We start from the raw sequence: 17,607 nt of genomic DNA, 5'->3' as shown, positions 1-17,607 counted from the left end.
TGATAATACAAAGGACACAAAATCATGAAGAATGAGCCCAATATTCTGGCCTGGAAATGCGGTGCCGATCTGGTGGTAAATCATTTAGAACAGCAAGGTGTGAAGCAGGTCTTCGGCATTCCGGGCGCTAAAATCGATCGAGTCTTTGATTCACTGGAAGATTCCAGCATCAAGACCATCGTGGTGCGTCACGAAGCCAATGCTGCCTTTATGGCTGGTGCCGTGGGCCGTCTGACCGGTAAAGCCGGTGTCGCGCTGGTCACATCCGGCCCGGGTTGTGCCAATCTGGTGACTGGGCTGGCCACCGCCACCTCTGAGGGAGACCCAGTGGTGGCATTAGGGGGAGCAGTCAAACGAGCTGATAGCCTGAAAATAACCCACCAAAGCATGGATACCGTGAGTATTTTCCGCCCGGTCACTAAGTTTAGTGCCGAAGTCACCGCCTCAGCAGCGCTTTCTGAGGTGCTGGGCAATGCGTTTAGAACCGCTGAATTTGGTCGACCAGGGGCCGCCTTTGTTAGCCTGCCGCAAGATATTCTCAATAAACCCATCACCAGCCATGCACTGATTCGTCAAATATGCCCGCAAAGTGGCAGTGCGCCGCGCGATGAAATCATTGCTGCCGCCAATTTACTCAATCAAGCTAAAAACCCCATTTTGCTACTCGGATTGATGGCAAGCCAACCGGCAAATGCACAAGCCATACGCCGCCTACTTCGCCACAGTAAAATCCCGGTGACCAGCACCTATCAAGCCGCAGGGGTGGTTGACCAAGCACATTTCGACCATTTTGCCGGTCGGGTAGGATTATTTAATAATCAGGCGGGCGATAAGCTGCTACAGCAAGCCGATTTGATTATGACCATCGGCTACAGCCCGGTGGAGTACGACCCGGCACTGTGGAATAACGGCCATGCAACCTTAATACATATGGATATTTTACCCGCCGAGATAGATGCAGCTTATCAGCCAGAAAAAGAGCTGTTGGGCGATATTGCTGCCACCGTGGATGCCCTTAATGAGTTGATAAACGGCCCGATAATTTTGACCTCACAAACCCAGGTGATACTGGCCGATCGCGCACGCCAACGGCGAGATCTGGCTAACCGGGCCAGCCATATGAGCGGCTTTGCTATTCATCCCCTGCGTCTGGTACGAGCCATGCAAGATATCGTCAACAGCGACGTCACTCTTTGTGTTGATATGGGGAGTTTTCATATCTGGATTGCCCGCTATCTTTACAGCTTCCGTAGCCGTCAAATTTTGATGTCCAATGGTCAGCAGACTATGGGGGTGGCGCTGCCCTGGGCCATTGCGGCGGCACTGGTCAATCCACAGCAAAAAGTGGTTTCTGTCTCTGGGGATGGGGGCTTTATGCAATCAAGCATGGAGCTGGAGACCGCAGTGCGACTGAAAAGTAATTTGCTGCATATCATTTGGGTCGATAACGGCTACAACATGGTGGAAATTCAAGAGCAGAAGAAATATCACCGGCCATCAGGAGTCAACTTTGGCCCCATCGATTTTAAAATGTATGCAGAATCCTTTGGCGCAGCCGGTTTTGCCGTGGAGTCCGCCGATGAACTCACCCATAAATTACATCTGGCGATGGATGTGCAAGGCCCGGCTGTCATCGCCATCCCAGTAGACTATTCAGATAATCATCGTTTGATGGAAGAGCTGAATATCAGTCAGTTGCTGTAAATGGATGAAATAAAAAAAGCCCTGACCACAAGATCAAGGCTTTATCATCACTATTTGGATTACCAATTACATCAGGATCCGCAGCATACGGCGCAGTGGTTCTGCCGCGCCCCACAGCAGCTGGTCACCGACGGTAAAGGCGGAGAGATATTCTGGCCCCATATTCAGCTTACGCAAGCGGCCTACAGGGGTATTTAAGGTTCCGGTGACTGCCGCTGGCGTCAGTTCGCGCATGCTCAGCTCGCGGTCATTGGGAATAACACGTACCCAGTCATTGTGAGTTGCCAGTAATTGCTCGATTTCTGGCAATGGTACGTCTTTTTTCAGCTTCAGCGTGAAAGCCTGGCTATGACAACGCAGTGCGCCGATACGAACACACAGGCCATCAACCGGGATCACCGTGCCAGTATTCAGAATTTTATTAGTCTCGGCCTGACCTTTCCATTCTTCACGGCTCTGGCCGTTATCCAGCGCCTTGTCGATCCATGGGATCAAGCTGCCGGCCAGTGGCACACCAAAATTGTCAGTCGGTAACGTGCCGCTGCGGGTCGCCGCCGTCACTTTACGTTCGATATCCAGAATGGCAGAAGCCGGGTCTTGCAACTCTTTAGCCACCCCCGCATGCAGCATGCCCATTTGGGTCAGCAACTCACGCATATGGCGCGCACCGCCACCGGATGCCGCTTGATAGGTCGCAACAGATGCCCATTCAACCAAATCATTGGCAAACAAACCACCCAGTGACATCAGCATCAGGCTAACGGTACAGTTACCACCGGCGAAAGTCTTAATACCTTTATCTAGCCCCTGCTGAATAACGCTGTGGTTAACTGGGTCCAGAATAATAATCGCGTCATCCCGCATACGCAGAGAAGAAGCGGCGTCAATCCAGTAACCTTGCCAGCCAGTTTCTCGCAGCTTTGGATAAATTTCGTTGGTATAATCTCCCCCTTGGCAAGTGATGATAATATCTAATGCACTCAGCGCATCAATATCATAAGCATCTTGTAATGTGCCTTGCTGGCCCGTGAAAGCCGGAGCAGCTTGACCATGCTGAGAGGTAGAGAAAAAGACTGGGCGGATGCCGTCAAAGTCGCGTTCTTCAATCATGCGCTGCATGAGGACTGAGCCGACCATACCGCGCCAGCCGATAAAACCAACGTTTTTCATGTTTACTGCCCTGCCTTGGAAGGTGACACCGATTAATGGATGTCTATCTTGCATCGCTGCACGTTATAGACGGCAAGCTGACGAACACAGACCTGATACCACCTTACAAAATATGGACAAAGTGGCAAGTTAAATTATTCGATACCAGAATGATTCAAAGCAATCTTCCTAATATGTGACTTTGACTGGCCGGAAACGCCAGTCGTTTAGACCCTTTTTGAGGTAAAAATGACAGAGATGATTGCGGCAACTGTGTTGCTGTTTTTGATTATGGACCCGTTAGGAAACTTACCGATTTTCATGTCGGTGCTCAAGCATCTGGAACCTAAACGGCGGCGGGTGGTATTGATCCGCGAATTGCTTATTGCCCTAATATTGATGCTAATTTTCCTGTTCGCCGGGGAAAAGATTCTGGCATTCCTCAATCTCCGCACGGAAACCGTGTCGATATCGGGCGGTATCATTTTGTTCTTAATCGCCATTAAGATGATTTTCCCCTCCCCTGAAAGTAATGTGACCGGATTATCGGCGGGAGAAGAGCCTTTCTTGGTTCCGTTGGCTATTCCATTAGTGGCTGGTCCCTCGATTCTGGCCACCTTGATGCTGCTATCGCATCAGTATCCTAATCAACTCAGCCACTTGGTGCTGGCATTGATGATTGCCTGGGGCTTATCCGCCGCCATTTTATTGATGTCGAATCTGTTCCTGCGTTTGCTTGGCAGTAAAGGGGTCAGCGCATTAGAACGGCTGATGGGATTAATTTTGGTGATGTTATCAACGCAGATGTTTTTGGATGGCGTGCGGGCATATTTAATGAAGTGATTTTCACGAGGGCATTTAGTGCCTTATTGAGCCGTTCGACTGACATGAGATTGGCAATGACTTCACCTCCAATGCCTTAACCGACAAAGAGTGCGGGCATGCACTCTTTGCTGATTAACATATAAGGCTGCGGGAAACGAGTGATCACTAAATGAATATTATTTCCCCAATGCCGAAACACACCGCGCGACCACCTCATCAATATCTGCATCAATATCCACACAGATAACATCCGGCTCTCCTGCTCCCGGCTCTTCAAGAGCTTCAAACTGGCTTTTCAATAGGTCGGTAGGCATGAAATGACCGGAGCGGGCTTTTAGCCTCCCCATGATCACATCGAAACTGCCTTTCAGATATAAAAATACCATTTCTGGATTGCCTTCCCGCAGGCGGTCGCGATAGCGGCGTTTCAGCGCAGAACAGACAATAATGCCGGTTTCATTCTTATGGTTCAGGCTATAAGCCGCATCGCTCAGGCGCTCCAGCCACGGCATCCGATCTTCATCATTTAGCGGATGCCCACTGCCCATCTTCTGAATATTGGCGCGGGGATGCAGGTCATCACCATCAATAAATTTGGCATGGATTCGCCGAGCCACTGCTTCTCCTACAGTGGTTTTACCGCTACCTGATACACCCATCACGATAATGCTACGTCCTGCCATAATTTTGATCTCTATCTCAGAATGGGAATTTTACTGTTCGCTATGGTTCCGTATTTTACCATGTTACCGGTATCATGATACCGGTAACAAATGGAGATGTGACTTTTATCACAAAGGATAGAACATCATTATAGAACTCAATCGCGCAATCACGCTGGCCGGAAAAGGCTGACTGCAAACTATAACTAAAAGCGATATGCCCCCCTACGGCTTCAAGGGCGCAGGGGTACCCTAAGTAAGCGGAGAAATACTATGCCATTAGTCATTGTCGCGGTTGGCGTTGCCATGCTGCTGTTACTGATGATTCGTTTCAAACTCAACGGATTTATTTCCCTGATACTGGTCGCGCTGGCGGTCGGTGTCATGCAAGGAATGCCTGTCGATAAAGTGGTCGGCTCAATCAAAGCGGGGGTTGGTGGCACGCTAGGTAGCCTGGCGCTGATTATGGGCTTCGGTGCCATGCTCGGTAAATTACTGGCTGACTGCGGTGGCGCACAACGTATTGCCACCACCTTAATTGATAAATTTGGTAAAAAACACATCCAGTGGGCAGTGGTACTGACCGGTTTTACTGTCGGTTTTGCCCTGTTCTATGAAGTTGGCTTCGTGCTGTTGTTGCCGCTGGTATTCAGCATCGCCGCTTCAGCCCGCATTCCATTACTGTATGTAGGTGTTCCGATGGCCGCCGCGCTGTCTGTCACCCACGGTTTCCTGCCACCTCACCCCGGCCCAACCGCCATCGCGACTATTTTCCACGCCGATATGGGCAAGACCTTGCTGTATGGGACGTTGTTAGCCATCCCGACAGTTATTCTGGCAGGCCCGGTATTTGCTCGTTTCCTGAAAGGAATTGATAAGCCAGTCCCTGAAGGGCTGTACAACCCAAAAACTTTCACCGATGAAGAGATGCCGAGCTTTGGGGTCAGTGTCAGCACTGCGTTGGTGCCCGTTATTTTGATGGCATTGCGAGCAGTGGCTGAAATGATTCTGCCCAAAGGCCACCCGATTCTCTCTTATGCCGAGTTCTTCGGCGACCCGGTAATTGCGACCCTGATTGCAGTGTTAATTGCCATTTTCACCTTTGGCTTAAACCGTGGCCGTTCAATGGAATCTGTCATGGATACCGTGACCGACTCCATAAAAATCATCGCGATGATGCTGTTGGTTATCGGTGGTGGCGGTGCTTTCAAGCAGGTATTAGTCGACAGTGGCGTTGACCACTACATTGCCAGCATGATGAATAGCAGCGGTCTATCACCAATTCTGATGGCATGGTCAATTGCAGCCGTGTTACGTATCGCTCTGGGTTCGGCGACAGTTGCCGCCATTACTGCCGGCGGTATTGTCGCACCGTTAATCGCCACCACAGGAGCCAGCCCTGAGTTGATGGTTATTGCCGTGGGTTCCGGTAGCGTGATTTTCTCTCACGTCAACGATCCGGGTTTCTGGCTGTTCAAGGAGTATTTCAACCTGACGATTGTCGAAACCTTTAAGTCATGGTCAGTGTTGGAAACCATCATTTCAGTCTGCGGCTTAGTTGGCTGCTTGCTGTTAGCGACGGTGATTTAAATACTGCCGCCGGGGAGGATGGTGAAACCGACGTCAACCATCTTGGGTGTTACCACCTCTCCGCGCAACCGAGCCAGCAAGCGCTCAGCACCAATTTGCCCCATTCTCTCGCGTGGGGTCAGCACACTGGCCAGTTTCGGCACCATCGACTGGCCAATATCATGACCATGGAAACCGGCTATCGCCATATCCTGTGGAATAGATAGCCCCTGACGCTGACATTCAAATACCGCGCCAATTGCCAAGTCATCATTGGTACAGAAAATACTGTCGATCTGCGGATAACTGACCTGTGCCGCGCGCAATAGCTCGGCACCTGCGGAATAGGATGAGGAGCGGCTGGTCATCACACTCATGGGTTCCAAACCGGACTCACGCATTGCCTGCTCATAACCTTGCTGCTTAATCACCGTACGCTCATCCTGACGCGCGCCAAAATACACCACGTATCGATGGCCTTTGGCGATAATTTGCTGAGTCATCTGTCGCGCTGCTTCGAAGTTGTTAAAACCCACTGCCAAATCAATGCAAGGTGAAGTGCAATCCATCAGCTCAATAACAGGAATACCCGCGACCTCAATCATTTTCAATGTACGGGCCGTGTGGTGCCGCTCGGAGAGAATCAAACCATCAATGTTATAAGAGAGTAACGAGGTCAAACGCTGCTCTTCGCGCTCTTTCTGATAGCCGTAATGCGCCAACATCGTCTGATAACCATGAGCATCTGTCACACTCTCAATGCCGCGCAACACTTCGGCGAAAACCTGATTAGTTAATGACGGTAATAAGACGCCAATAGCATGGCTGGTCGCATTGGAGAGGATATCGGGAGCACGATTGGGAATATAGCCAAGTTCATCTAACGCCAGTGCAATTTTTTCCTGCAAAAGTGCAGAAACTTGCTCCGGATTGCGCAAATAGCGGCTGACAGTCATTTTAGTGACGCCAACCATATCGGCAACATCTTGTAGCACTGGCCTTTTTTTCTTCATTATCAATGAACTGAGGCAGAGTAAACGATGGGCTATTCTAGCAAAGAAAAGGGTATTACGCGACGCGCATACCCTTTTTACTGAGGTCGATCAAACTTAAACTGGCGGTAAATCAAACAACAAGATTTCACTGTCTTCATCTGCATGAATAGAAAGCGCAGCTTCATCCCAGATAGCAAAGGCATCGCTGGTGCCTGCACGGTGGCCATTGATAGACACATTGCCGCGCACAACTTGTATCCAGATGCGGCGCTCTGCCTGAATCTGATAAATTGACTGCTCTTCACGTTTCAGTGCCCAGCGCCATAAAGTCATGTCCTGGAACACTTTCAGTGACCCATCACGAGCATCGGGTGATAGCACAAGTTGTCGCCCTTGCGGGATATCAAACATCTGCTGCTCGTAGCGTGGTTCCAAACCCGTCTTATTCGGGATAATCCAAATCTGGTACAGATGCAGCGGCTGATCATCACGACCATTATATTCTGAGTGGCGGATACCAGTGCCCGCACTCATGATCTGGAATTCACCCGCATGAATCTGTTCTTTGTTACCCATACTGTCTTGATGCTCAACAGTACCAGACAATACATAAGTCAGGATTTCCATATCTTTATGTGGATGGGTACCAAAACCCTGGCCTGCGTCGATAACATCTTCGTTAATCACCCGCAGCGCGGAGAACCCCATAAATTCAGGGTCATAATAATCAGCGAATGAGAAAGTATGCCAGCTATCCAGCCAGCCGTGATTAGCATGGCCACGTTCTTCTGCTTTGCGTAAATAGATCATGTTCAGTTCTCCTCAACGTTTTCTTTAGTCTAGATATCGCTGGAGAATATGAAAGCGCAAAAAACTCACTCCTCTGTTCAAAAAATTCGACTAATTGATAAGTTAAAAGACAAATGATTTGAATTTGAAGTCATTAGAGAGAGAAAACATGATGAGTTCTGAGAGATACGTGCCTTCAAGCAAAAGCCTGACAAGGTAAATCATGAAGAATAGGCAAAAAAAAAAGCCAGCACCCGGCTGGCTAAGTAAACACTGGAAGCAATGTGAGCAATGTCGTGCCTTCATAATGCGAACACCTAAACTTTGATGCCTCATCGGAAAGCACGACAATGATAATCATTATCACTCTCACTTGTAAAGTGTTTTTTTTAGCCACTTGCAATATTATTGACTCCGGTAAATAAATTGATATTTTATTAGGTAATTCAAACAGTAAGAGTAAGGTTATGTTTATGAAAAATGTGCAGATACGTCATGTGGAAACCTCTGATTATCCAGCCTTACAGCAGCTATTTTCTCATCCACAGGTTTATCGCGACACACTACAGCTCCCCCTGCCATCACAAGAGATGTGGGCTAAAAAGATCAAAGAGATGCCTGCAGGCATGCATAATCTGGTGGCATGTATTGATGAGAAAATTGTCGGTCAGCTAACTGTTGAAGCCAATCAGCGGGCTCGTCGCCGCCATGTAGCGACTTTTGGTATTGCTGTGGATGCGCATTGTTGTGGGAAAGGTGTTGGTAGTGCATTAATGGCAGCCATGATCGATTTATGTGATAACTGGCTGAATATACAACGTATTGAGCTAACCGTTTTTGTCGATAATACTGCGGCTATCTCTCTGTATCGTAAATTTGGCTTTGAAATCGAAGGTACCAGCCCACATTTTGCTTTCCGAGACGGCCAGTTTGTTGATGCATACCATATGGGCCGAATCAAAATATCAAGTTAATCAGTAGGGGATAGCATACAAGTGCTACCCCCACTGTTATTGGGATATCTCAGTAAGCAGGTTGATAGCCAATAAAAGCACCTAGCACCTAGCACCTAGCACCTAGCACCTAGCAGTCTCAAGAACGAGGACAGTTAAATACCCGCCGTTTCTTTGATATAACGCCGAGCTTTCACTGCATATTCAAATGGGTTAGCAATCGCGGGGTCTTGCTCTGCTTCAACCACCATCCAACCTTGATAACCCCTTTCATCCAGCAGCTTAAACACCGGCTTGAAGTCAATAACGCCATCTCCAGGCACGGTAAACGTCCCCTTCTTCACACCATCAAGGAAACTAAGCTTTTTGGCCTTAACTTCTGCGACAACCTCATCGCGCACATCTTTCAGATGGACATGATTAATACGCGGTAAATATTTCTCTAGAATAGCTAGCATGGCTTTTTGGCTACCCTCGGAGTAATAGGCATGACCAGTATCAAATAGCAGGTAAACATCATCATTAACCATACTCATGTAGCGATCAATTTCTTCGCTGGTTTGGATACCTGTTCCCATATGGTGATGTAAGCACACCTGCATCCCTTTCGTGGCCGCGATTTTGGCTAACTCATTATAGCCATCGGCAACACGCTGCCATTCAATGTCAGTAAAGTAAGGTTTCTCTTCAAATACCGCTTTTGTCGTTCCCTGAATACTTTTACTTTGTTCGGAGCAACCAATCACTTTTGCGCCCATCGCATGGAGGAAATTCATATGATTAGTGAATTCATCAATGGTTTTTGCGCGCTGGTCATCGGCAAAGAATGTGCTGAACCAAGCATTACAAATTTGTATGCCACGCAGTTCAAGCATAGGTTTTAGTATGTTAGGATCTCGTGGATATTTACTGCCAACTTCACTGCCGGTAAATCCAGCCAGTGCCATTTCACTGATACATTGTTGGAAAGTATTTTCTTTGCCTAAATCTGGCATATCGTCATTCGTCCAACCAATAGGAGCGATTGCCAACTTCACACGATCTTTATTCATAATAAACCTCTGCGATACATCCAATTTATACAGATGAATACAATTAAAAGGTGATTAATTGCCCGTCCTTTAATACAAGAAATAGCCTTTATCTAAATAATATTTATTTTAAATAGTGCTTAATGTTCAGGTCATTATGTTGCGTTATTGACTCAGCAACTCGCGTTCAATGCGTTCACGAGTCGCAACAGCCTGATGCACCATTTTTTCTGGATAACCAAAAAGAGAAGTCGCAATAATCGATTCACCGCCGACTTTAAATGTGCGATTAGCAAAATCCATATCGCGTAATGTTTGGAACAGTGCCGAGAAATCGACTTCTCCTTCCCCGATACCCACATGTTGATGAATAACGGCATCGACCCCCGGCGGGTTCACAATATATCGGCAATGTTTAGTGTGATTCATCGTATCGGCAATCAATACATGTGAAAGATCGTCGCCAGCATATTTCAACATTCCAGCCACATCCCCTTTGCCTTTATCGTAGAAAAAGGTATGGGGCACGCTATACAGGTATTTCACATTATCGCTGCGCAGTGATTTCACTAAATCTGCGGTTTCATTATTCTCTTCGCAAAAATCCCATGGATGAGATTGAATCTCTACCCGAATTCCTTCCCGCTCAATAATTGGCAATAATTCTTCCATGGAGCGATACCACATCTCTTCACAAACCTCAGGTTCATTTGGATCGCCAGAAAGCTCGGTATTGATGACGGAAACGCCCATTTCGACTGCAATTTCAATCATTCTCTTCCAATTGGTTACTGCTGCCTGTCGCCGAGCTTCCAGTGGCCCGGCCCAGCGATATACCACAATGAAAGACGATATTTCGACCCCAGTTTCTTTTAGTGCTTTCTTATATTCAGCAACAACTTCACGGCCCGCCTTGGGATGTTTATAAAACGGGTTAAGCTGTGGATGCGGTGACTGCTCAATATAGTCATATCCCCATTCCGCAACTTGGCGAACCATATTAGTGATACCTAGGTCTTTAATGACATCAACATCAAATGCAATCTTCATAGCGCTCCCGGTTTTACGTGAGATGCAGGCCAGCCCGATTGGCAACAGAAAATAGGGCTATGCGACAGCTTGATAACTGGCGCACAGGAAGCAAAGCCCAATGTTATTTATTATAAAAAGCAGGTCGTTGCGGCAAACTAACAGGAACAATCTCGCCATTTTCTTGCGCCGCAATACAGGCATCAGCAGTAACCGCAGCAGCAAAGCCATCCCATGCAGAAGGCCCGGTGAGTTTTTCAGCCAGAACATCGTTGATAAAGGCTTGCAATTCAACGTCGTAAGCATCAATAAAGCGATCTTTCCAGTCGGTAAGAATTTCATGTGATAGCCGCGCTTCACTGCGCAGTAATACTGAAGATGGCTCAGGTAATTTTGCTATGCCAATATCCCCGACCACCTCACATTGAATGTCATAGCCATATTGGCAATTTACAAAGATCTCTACATCAATGCGAGTCCCTTTCACCGTTTCAAATAACACGACTTGTGGGTCTCTCAGATGGGCCTTGGCATGCTTAGCTTTGCGCGGGAAAACAACTTGTACGGAAACGTAATCATCATCCAATAGCCAGCGCAGTACATCGATTTCATGAATTAAGGTGTCCGTGATAGCCATGCTTGTCGTGTAGTTTTCACCGACTCTTGGATTACGGTGAGCGCAATGCAACATTAATGGATCACCAATTTTCCCACTGGTAATGACATCTTTCAGCGCGCGATAGCCTTGATCATAAGGGCGCATAAACCCGACTTGAACCAATCGTTTACCTTGCGCAGCCTCGGCTTCTACAATGCGTTTACAGCCTTCAGCGGTTACGGCTAACGGTTTTTCACAAAAAACATATTTACCCGCAGCGACTGCAGCCAGAACAAACTCTTCGTGGCTTGGTCCCCAAGAGGTGACTAACACTGCATCCACTTCTTTCGCATTAATGACTTCATAGCCATCAGCATAAACATTTGCTTCGATACCAAGGTCGCGAATAACTTTGGTGGCGTGTTCGCGATTGATATCGGTTACGGCGACGACCCGGCTGCCCTGTAACACCTTGCTACAGCGGCGAATATGATCCTGACCAATAGCACCCGTTCCGATCACGCCAATATTTAACGACATATTATTTCCCTCATGAAGTTTCGGTTTGCAGGCAATACCTGCTCGTTTTACGACTTCACATCCAGATCAAATGCAATGAGTGCTAGTAATCACGGGCTTTAGCGATATTTTGCTCCAGCACCCGAACCACCGCGTCCGTCCTTTCACTTTCAGACACCTGAGCAACCCCAACTCGCCACCAACTCAGGTACTTATGCACCATAGTTTTTGGCAGGACTTTTATGTCGATCAAGGTTGAAATCGTCTGCAAGCGGGCATCTGCCAATGCATCGATAAGTTGCTGCTCAGTGGAAACACGGTATGTCTTACAGCCATAGGCGGCTGCTAACATAGCAAAATCAACCGGGACAAAATCACCGTCTAGTTGGCCGGTTTCTTGATTACGGAAACGGAACTCAGTGGCATAGCTGTCCATGCCATGTTCCATCTGGAGATTATTAATGCAGCCATTGGTCATGTTATCGAACAATACGACGTTAATTTTGCAGCGCTCCTGGATAGATGTGACCAACTCGGAGTGCAACATCATAAAAGCACCGTCACCAACCAATGAATAAACTTCACGTTCAGGTTCAGCCAGTTTCACACCTAGTGCAGCACTGACTTCATAACCCATACATGAGTAGCCATATTCAACGTGGTAGCCATTACTCCCTTTGGTCCGCCACACCCGCTGCAAATCACCCGGTAAGCTGCCCGCAGCTGCAACAATGACAGCATCTTGAGGTAACTGATTATTAAGCACTCCCAACACTTGGCTTTGCGTCAGGAAAGAGCCGGTTTTATTGATAAATTCAGCGAAGACTTGTTCACGATTTAAATGGTCATTAATTTCAGGAGTGAAATCATCAGCATTGTATTCCACTTGATAGACTCGCTGAGTCTCAGCTAACTGTTCAGCACGCATCCGGGCAATTTCACCGCCCCAGTTGGCCTGATAGCCTGTATTGCCGAGTTGCTGATGTAATGCTGACAATGCTTCCCGTGCATCAGCCAATAATTGCAGACCATCCAGTTTACCCGCATCAAAAGCACTGACATTAATATTGAGGAATGAGACATCTGGGTTCTGGAATAGCCATTTAGATGATGTGGTAAAATCGGTATAACGGGTGCCGACGCCAATGACTAAGTCAGCCTGCTTTGCCAATGTGTTAGCCGCCAAACAACCGGTTTCGCCAATACCGCCAAGATTCAATTCATGCTCGGAGCTGATAGTCCCTTTGCCAGCTTGTGTTTCTACCCATGGCAAACCAAAACACTCAGCAAATCGTTGCAATGCCTGACCTGCTTGCGAGTATTTTACCCCGCCACCACACACTAAAATCGGTCTATGCTTTGAAGTTAGCAAAGCAATAGCATCTGCTAGCATTACGGCACTGGCAGGCCGCCGATCAAGGCGATGAATTCGTTTTTGGAAGAAGTAATCAGGATAATCATAAGCTTCAGCCTGGACATCTTGCGGTAAACAAAGTGTCACTGCGCCAGTCTCTGCAGGATCGGTCAGTACTCGCATCGCATTAATGCACGCACTCATCAGTTGTTCCGGCCGAGTAATACGATCCCAATATTTACTGACCGGTTTGAATGCATCATTGGTACTGATACTCAGGTCGTGAGATTGTTCAATTTGCTGTAATACTGGGTCCGGTTGACGTGATGCAAACACATCGCCAGGAAGGAGCAGTAGCGGGATACGGTTGGCTGTTGCAGTTGCTGCGGCAGTAATCATGTTGGCGCTGCCAGGCCCTACAGATGATGTACAAGCATAAATTTGCTGACGCAATTTCTGTTTAGCAAATCCGGTGGCAGCATGAGCCATTCCTTGCTCATTTCGCCCCTGATGGACCACTAACCCACCACAATCTTGTTCCAATGCCTGCCCGATACCCAGCACATTACCATGGCCAAAAATAGCAAAAATCCCTTTGATAAATTTGATTTCCTGACCATCAACTTGCAGGTATTGATTGTCCAAAAACCGGACTAATGCCTGTGCCGTGGTTAGCCGAATCTTATTCATTTATCCATCCTTTGCTTGGTTTGTGCGACACCATGGTGACTGAGGTACTTTCAGCCCTCGGGATACGGTTGTCGGAGCGAAGAGGCCGGCTTGTTAGCTTCCGCGATGCTGACGACAGTTAGGTGAAACATAGCTGGGATTATAAACAAATATTTTTTTCATAAAATCACATTACAGAAGAAACATTTCATTCTGCGATGAAGATCAAATAATCAGGCAAACAGTGAAACAATAAAAAGCTTGTCGAGCGGGCTGAATTGGCGCCAATTTCATCTGACAAAATATACATATAATTTATTGATATAATTATATTAAATTGATAATAAATATCGGCCATACCCCCTAAAAAAGTTATCAATAACCGACTTAATTCATTGGTGTAAGTCCTATTTTCATGCGTGATATAAGGCTTTTAGCCGTGTCACATAACCGGGGAATAAATTTCATTTAATCTTGAATTTGAAATATTTATTCCTCATACTGATTTCAGAAACGTTATTACAGATACATTTCATCGGTCATTGTCGGGGTTTGAATTAATACAGAAGGAAATGGGGATGGGTACACAACACAAAGTGCTGGACGTCATATGTATCGGGCGAATTGCCGTTGATTTTTATGGACAACAGATTGGATCCCGACTGGAAGATACCAGCACATTTGCCAAATATTTGGGCGGGTCATCAGGTAATGTTGCCTATGGAACGGCAATCCAAGGCTTGAAATCAGGGATGCTGGCACGTGTCGGTGATGAACATATGGGCCGCTTCCTGCGCGAGGAATTACAGCGTGTTGGGGCCGATACCCGTTTTCTTATTACAGATAAACAGCGCCTAACCGCTCTGGTTATTCTGGGTATTAAAGATCAAGAGACATTCCCCCTGATCTTCTACCGTGAAAACTGCGCAGATATGGCGCTTACGCCAGATGATATTGATGAGTCTTATATTGCGTCATCACGCGCGCTGGCTATCACCGGTACACATCTTTCTCATCCAAATACGCGCGCCGCAGTGCTAAAAGCATTGGAATATGCTCATAAGCATGGTCTGCGAACAGCCCTGGACATTGATTATCGCCCAGTATTATGGGGCTTAACCTCTCTGGGTGACGGTGAAACACGTTTCATTGAATCAGAAAAAGTGACTCAGGAATTGCAGGAAGTTCTGCATCATTTCAATTTGATTGTCGGTACCGAAGAAGAATTCCATATTGCCGGTGGTAGTACCGATACACTGACTGCTTTGCAAAATGTACGCAAAGCGACACCGGCGACACTGGTCTGTAAGCGCGGCGCACAGGGCTGCTCAGTATTTGAAGCAGAGATTCCCAACAGTTGGGGGCAGGTCAAATTACATTCTGGCGTTCGTGTCGAAGTTCTCAATGTACTGGGGGCGGGTGATGCATTCATGTCTGGTTTGCTGCGCGGTTACCTTAATGATGAGGGCTGGGAGCAAGCTTGCCGCTATGCCAATGCTTGTGGCGCGCTGGTTGTTTCACGTCATGGCTGTGCACCGGCGATGCCAACTAAAATTGAATTAGATGACTATCTCAGCCGCGAGCATGCTGTTCCACGCCCTGATCGTGATGCCCACCTTAACCATTTACACCGGGTGACCACTCGTAAACAGCAGTGGCCGGAGCTTTGTGTGTTTGCTTTTGATCACCGGAAACAGCTGGCCGATATGGCTCGTGATGCGGGTGTTAGTGAAGAGCGCATTCCCAAACTTAAAACATTGTTGCTGCAAGCAGCTCAGCAGGCAGCCCAAGAGTCTGGGCTGGAGCATAAAAGTGGCATTCTGGCAGATACGACATACGGGCAGGAAGCCCTCAATACCATTACAGGTCAAGGATGGTGGATAGGCCGCCCAATTGAACAACCAAGTTCAAGACCATTACGGCTCGAGCATGGCAATATTGGGTCCCAACTTATCGATTGGCCGCTAGAACATGTTGTAAAGTGTTTGATTTTTTATCATCCCAAAGACAGCGCAGAGTTGCGCCAACAGCAAGATGAACTGATCCTGGATGTTTACCATGGATGCTGCAAATCAGGGCATGAACTGCTGTTAGAAGTCATTTTACCTGAAGACAATAAAGATAAAGATGAACGCTATTATATTGAAAATATGGCTCATTTCTATCAGTTGGGTATTCAGCCAGATTGGTGGAAGTTGCCACCTCTTAGTGCTGAAAACTGGCAACAAGTTGGTAAGTTGATTGAAACTCAGGATCCTTATTGCCGAGGCGTATTAATTCTGGGGTTGGATTCTCCTGAAGCCATATTAAAAGCGGGTTTTGCCGCGGCAGCACAAGCTCCTTGGGTTAAAGGTTTTGCCGTTGGTAGAACTATCTTCGGTCAGGCATCACGCCATTGGCTGCAAGGTGAGTTAAATGATGCTGAGCTCATCTCACAAGTGAAACAAAATTATCAAACGCTGATAGGTTATTGGCGAGACTATCGTCCGCTAGCCTAACGATAAAACAGTCTCAATGGCGCTGGTGTGGGAACATATCGGTGCCATTGTGCTGCCATCTGCGCTGTTTATTCCTCATTAGCCTGAAAAAATCCTGATTTTTGTCAAACTTAATAAAGTAATATCTTTAGGTTATAGGCATTTCCTTTAATATGCCTTGGTGGGCTGATTCAAGTTGCAATGAAATAAAAACAAATGCCAATATCAGTAAATGAAATTTTCCAACCACCTGTTAGAATACTTGATAGACATACCCAAAGAACTTGGCGTTGCAGATAAGTAGCAAACAAACTCATTCCGATGAACTTACTCAGGTAAGTAAGTTGGCGAGTGAAATGTAGCTGACACTGTTGTGACTTCAAGTACGAAGGGGATAACCCGAATTTTCCTCTGCCGTGGGCCTTAATGGATGAATAACCCGACTCAACTTTCATTGTTACAAGACCAAATTCGTCATCGCTATGAGACGTTAAGCAAGCGCTTAAAACAAGTTGCTCGTTATATATTGGATAACAGTAATAGCATTGCCTTTGATACGGTTGCTTCCATTGCGGCTCAAGCCAGTGTGCCACCATCAACCTTAATTCGGTTTGCCAATGCCTTTGGTTTCAGTGGCTTCAATGAAATGAAACAGGTATTCCGTCAGCACTTGATGGAAGAGACCGTCAACTATACCGAACGGGCACGGTTATTCCGCCAAACCTCAACCGATGGCAATACTGCCCCAGAAAAACCGGCTGAAATACTGAATGTATTTACCATGGTCAATGCACAAGCTTTGCAACAGTTGGCCGTGCAAACCAGTGCCGAGCAATTAGACAGAGCCGTTGAGTTATTGAACAACGCAGAAAATATCTATGTGATTGGCCTACGCCGCTCTTTCAGCGTGGCTTCCTACCTGACTTATGCATTGCGTCATCTGGAACGCCGGGCTTTCCTGATTGATGGGCTGGGAGGAATGTTTGCGGAACAATTGAGTATGGTGAAACCTAAAGATGTGGTTATCGCCATCAGCTACTCGCCTTATGCACAAGAAGCTTTAGAACTGGTGGAATTAGGCGCGAAAAGTGGAGCTCAACAGATTGCGATTACGGATAGCCAGGTCAGCCCATTGGCAGCGTTTAGTGATGTGTGTTTTGTGGTGCGCGAAGCCCAAGTTGATGGATTCCGTTCACAGGTTGCTTCCATGTGCCTGGCGCAAACTCTTGCCGTCTCTTTAGCACTGAATAACGCAAAAGAGTAAAACTTCAGATAAGGCTTTCG

14 protein-coding genes are annotated in these 17,607 nt (G+C 47.1%); 6 read left to right on the top strand and 8 right to left on the bottom strand.

Annotation, left to right across the window (positions count from 1 at the left end):
• Positions 1-24 precede the first annotated feature (24 nt).
• Positions 25-1,704 carry an acetolactate synthase AlsS gene (gene alsS, locus FTA96_RS03015; RefSeq protein ID WP_050123706.1) on the top strand — a complete coding sequence of 560 codons (1,680 nt, stop codon included), beginning with the start codon at positions 25-27 and terminating at the stop codon, positions 1,702-1,704.
• Positions 1,705-1,770: 66 nt separating this feature from the next.
• Here alsS and asd read toward each other — a convergent pair whose 3' ends face one another.
• Entirely contained in the window at positions 1,771-2,874 is a 1,104-nt protein-coding gene (asd, locus tag FTA96_RS03010) for an aspartate-semialdehyde dehydrogenase (protein WP_050135300.1), read from the bottom strand.
• 228 nt (positions 2,875-3,102) lie between these two features.
• On the opposite strand from asd, the gene FTA96_RS03005 reads away from it, so the two are divergent.
• On the top strand, positions 3,103-3,696 hold the full coding sequence (locus FTA96_RS03005) for a YhgN family NAAT transporter (RefSeq protein ID WP_032911111.1): 594 nt from the start codon (positions 3,103-3,105) through the stop codon (positions 3,694-3,696).
• Positions 3,697-3,854: 158 nt separating this feature from the next.
• Here the strand turns inward: FTA96_RS03005 and FTA96_RS03000 are convergent, their stop codons facing one another.
• A complete protein-coding gene (locus FTA96_RS03000; protein ID WP_050135296.1) occupies positions 3,855-4,361 on the bottom strand; it encodes a gluconokinase in 507 nt (168 codons plus the stop codon).
• A 252-nt stretch (positions 4,362-4,613) separates the two neighbouring features.
• On the opposite strand from FTA96_RS03000, the gene gntT reads away from it, so the two are divergent.
• A complete protein-coding gene (gene gntT, locus FTA96_RS02995) occupies positions 4,614-5,930 on the top strand; it encodes a gluconate transporter (protein WP_050099519.1) in 1,317 nt (438 codons plus the stop codon).
• Here gntT and gntR read toward each other — a convergent pair.
• Positions 5,927-6,922, bottom strand: coding sequence for a gluconate operon transcriptional repressor GntR (gene gntR, locus FTA96_RS02990; RefSeq protein WP_050123705.1), 996 nt, complete (start codon positions 6,920-6,922; stop codon positions 5,927-5,929). The genes gntT and gntR overlap by 4 nt on opposite strands.
• Before the next feature lie 96 nt (positions 6,923-7,018).
• The gene (locus FTA96_RS02985; RefSeq protein ID WP_005174799.1) at positions 7,019-7,714 is read right to left on the bottom strand and encodes a pirin family protein; all 696 of its coding nucleotides are present in this window, start codon (positions 7,712-7,714) and stop codon (positions 7,019-7,021) included.
• A 452-nt stretch (positions 7,715-8,166) separates the two neighbouring features.
• On the opposite strand from FTA96_RS02985, the gene FTA96_RS02980 reads away from it, so the two are divergent.
• Positions 8,167-8,667: a GNAT family N-acetyltransferase gene (locus tag FTA96_RS02980; protein ID WP_050110675.1), complete on the top strand. Its 501-nt coding sequence runs from the start codon at positions 8,167-8,169 to the stop codon at positions 8,665-8,667.
• 134 nt (positions 8,668-8,801) lie between these two features.
• On the opposite strand, the gene iolE is transcribed toward FTA96_RS02980, so the two are convergent.
• The 4 genes from iolE to iolD all read right to left on the bottom strand — a co-directional run bounded on the left by iolE (position 8,802) and on the right by iolD (position 13,867).
• Complete coding sequence (gene iolE / locus FTA96_RS02975; protein WP_050110677.1) at positions 8,802-9,698, bottom strand: myo-inosose-2 dehydratase; 897 nt, start codon at positions 9,696-9,698, stop codon at positions 8,802-8,804.
• 144 nt (positions 9,699-9,842) lie between these two features.
• Positions 9,843-10,727, bottom strand: coding sequence for a sugar phosphate isomerase/epimerase family protein (locus FTA96_RS02970; protein ID WP_050110680.1), 885 nt, complete (start codon positions 10,725-10,727; stop codon positions 9,843-9,845).
• Between the two features lie 103 nt (positions 10,728-10,830).
• Positions 10,831-11,844, bottom strand: coding sequence for a Gfo/Idh/MocA family protein (locus FTA96_RS02965; RefSeq protein ID WP_050110682.1), 1,014 nt, complete (start codon positions 11,842-11,844; stop codon positions 10,831-10,833).
• A gap of 82 nt (positions 11,845-11,926) precedes the next feature.
• A complete protein-coding gene (gene iolD / locus FTA96_RS02960; RefSeq protein WP_050152322.1) occupies positions 11,927-13,867 on the bottom strand; it encodes a 3D-(3,5/4)-trihydroxycyclohexane-1,2-dione acylhydrolase (decyclizing) in 1,941 nt (646 codons plus the stop codon).
• Positions 13,868-14,424: 557 nt separating this feature from the next.
• Here iolD and FTA96_RS02955 point away from each other — a divergent pair.
• Both FTA96_RS02955 and FTA96_RS02950 read left to right on the top strand, forming a co-directional pair.
• Positions 14,425-16,344: a bifunctional 5-dehydro-2-deoxygluconokinase/5-dehydro-2-deoxyphosphogluconate aldolase gene (locus tag FTA96_RS02955; protein WP_186372841.1), complete on the top strand. Its 1,920-nt coding sequence runs from the start codon at positions 14,425-14,427 to the stop codon at positions 16,342-16,344.
• 409 nt (positions 16,345-16,753) lie between these two features.
• Positions 16,754-17,587: a MurR/RpiR family transcriptional regulator gene (locus FTA96_RS02950; protein WP_004707148.1), complete on the top strand. Its 834-nt coding sequence runs from the start codon at positions 16,754-16,756 to the stop codon at positions 17,585-17,587.
• Positions 17,588-17,607: the final 20 nt, after the last annotated feature.

The organism is Yersinia alsatica, from assembly GCF_902170305.1.
GTDB classification, from domain to species: Bacteria; Pseudomonadota; Gammaproteobacteria; order Enterobacterales; family Enterobacteriaceae; genus Yersinia; species Yersinia alsatica.
This window is presented reverse-complemented; position numbering and strand designations above follow the sequence as displayed.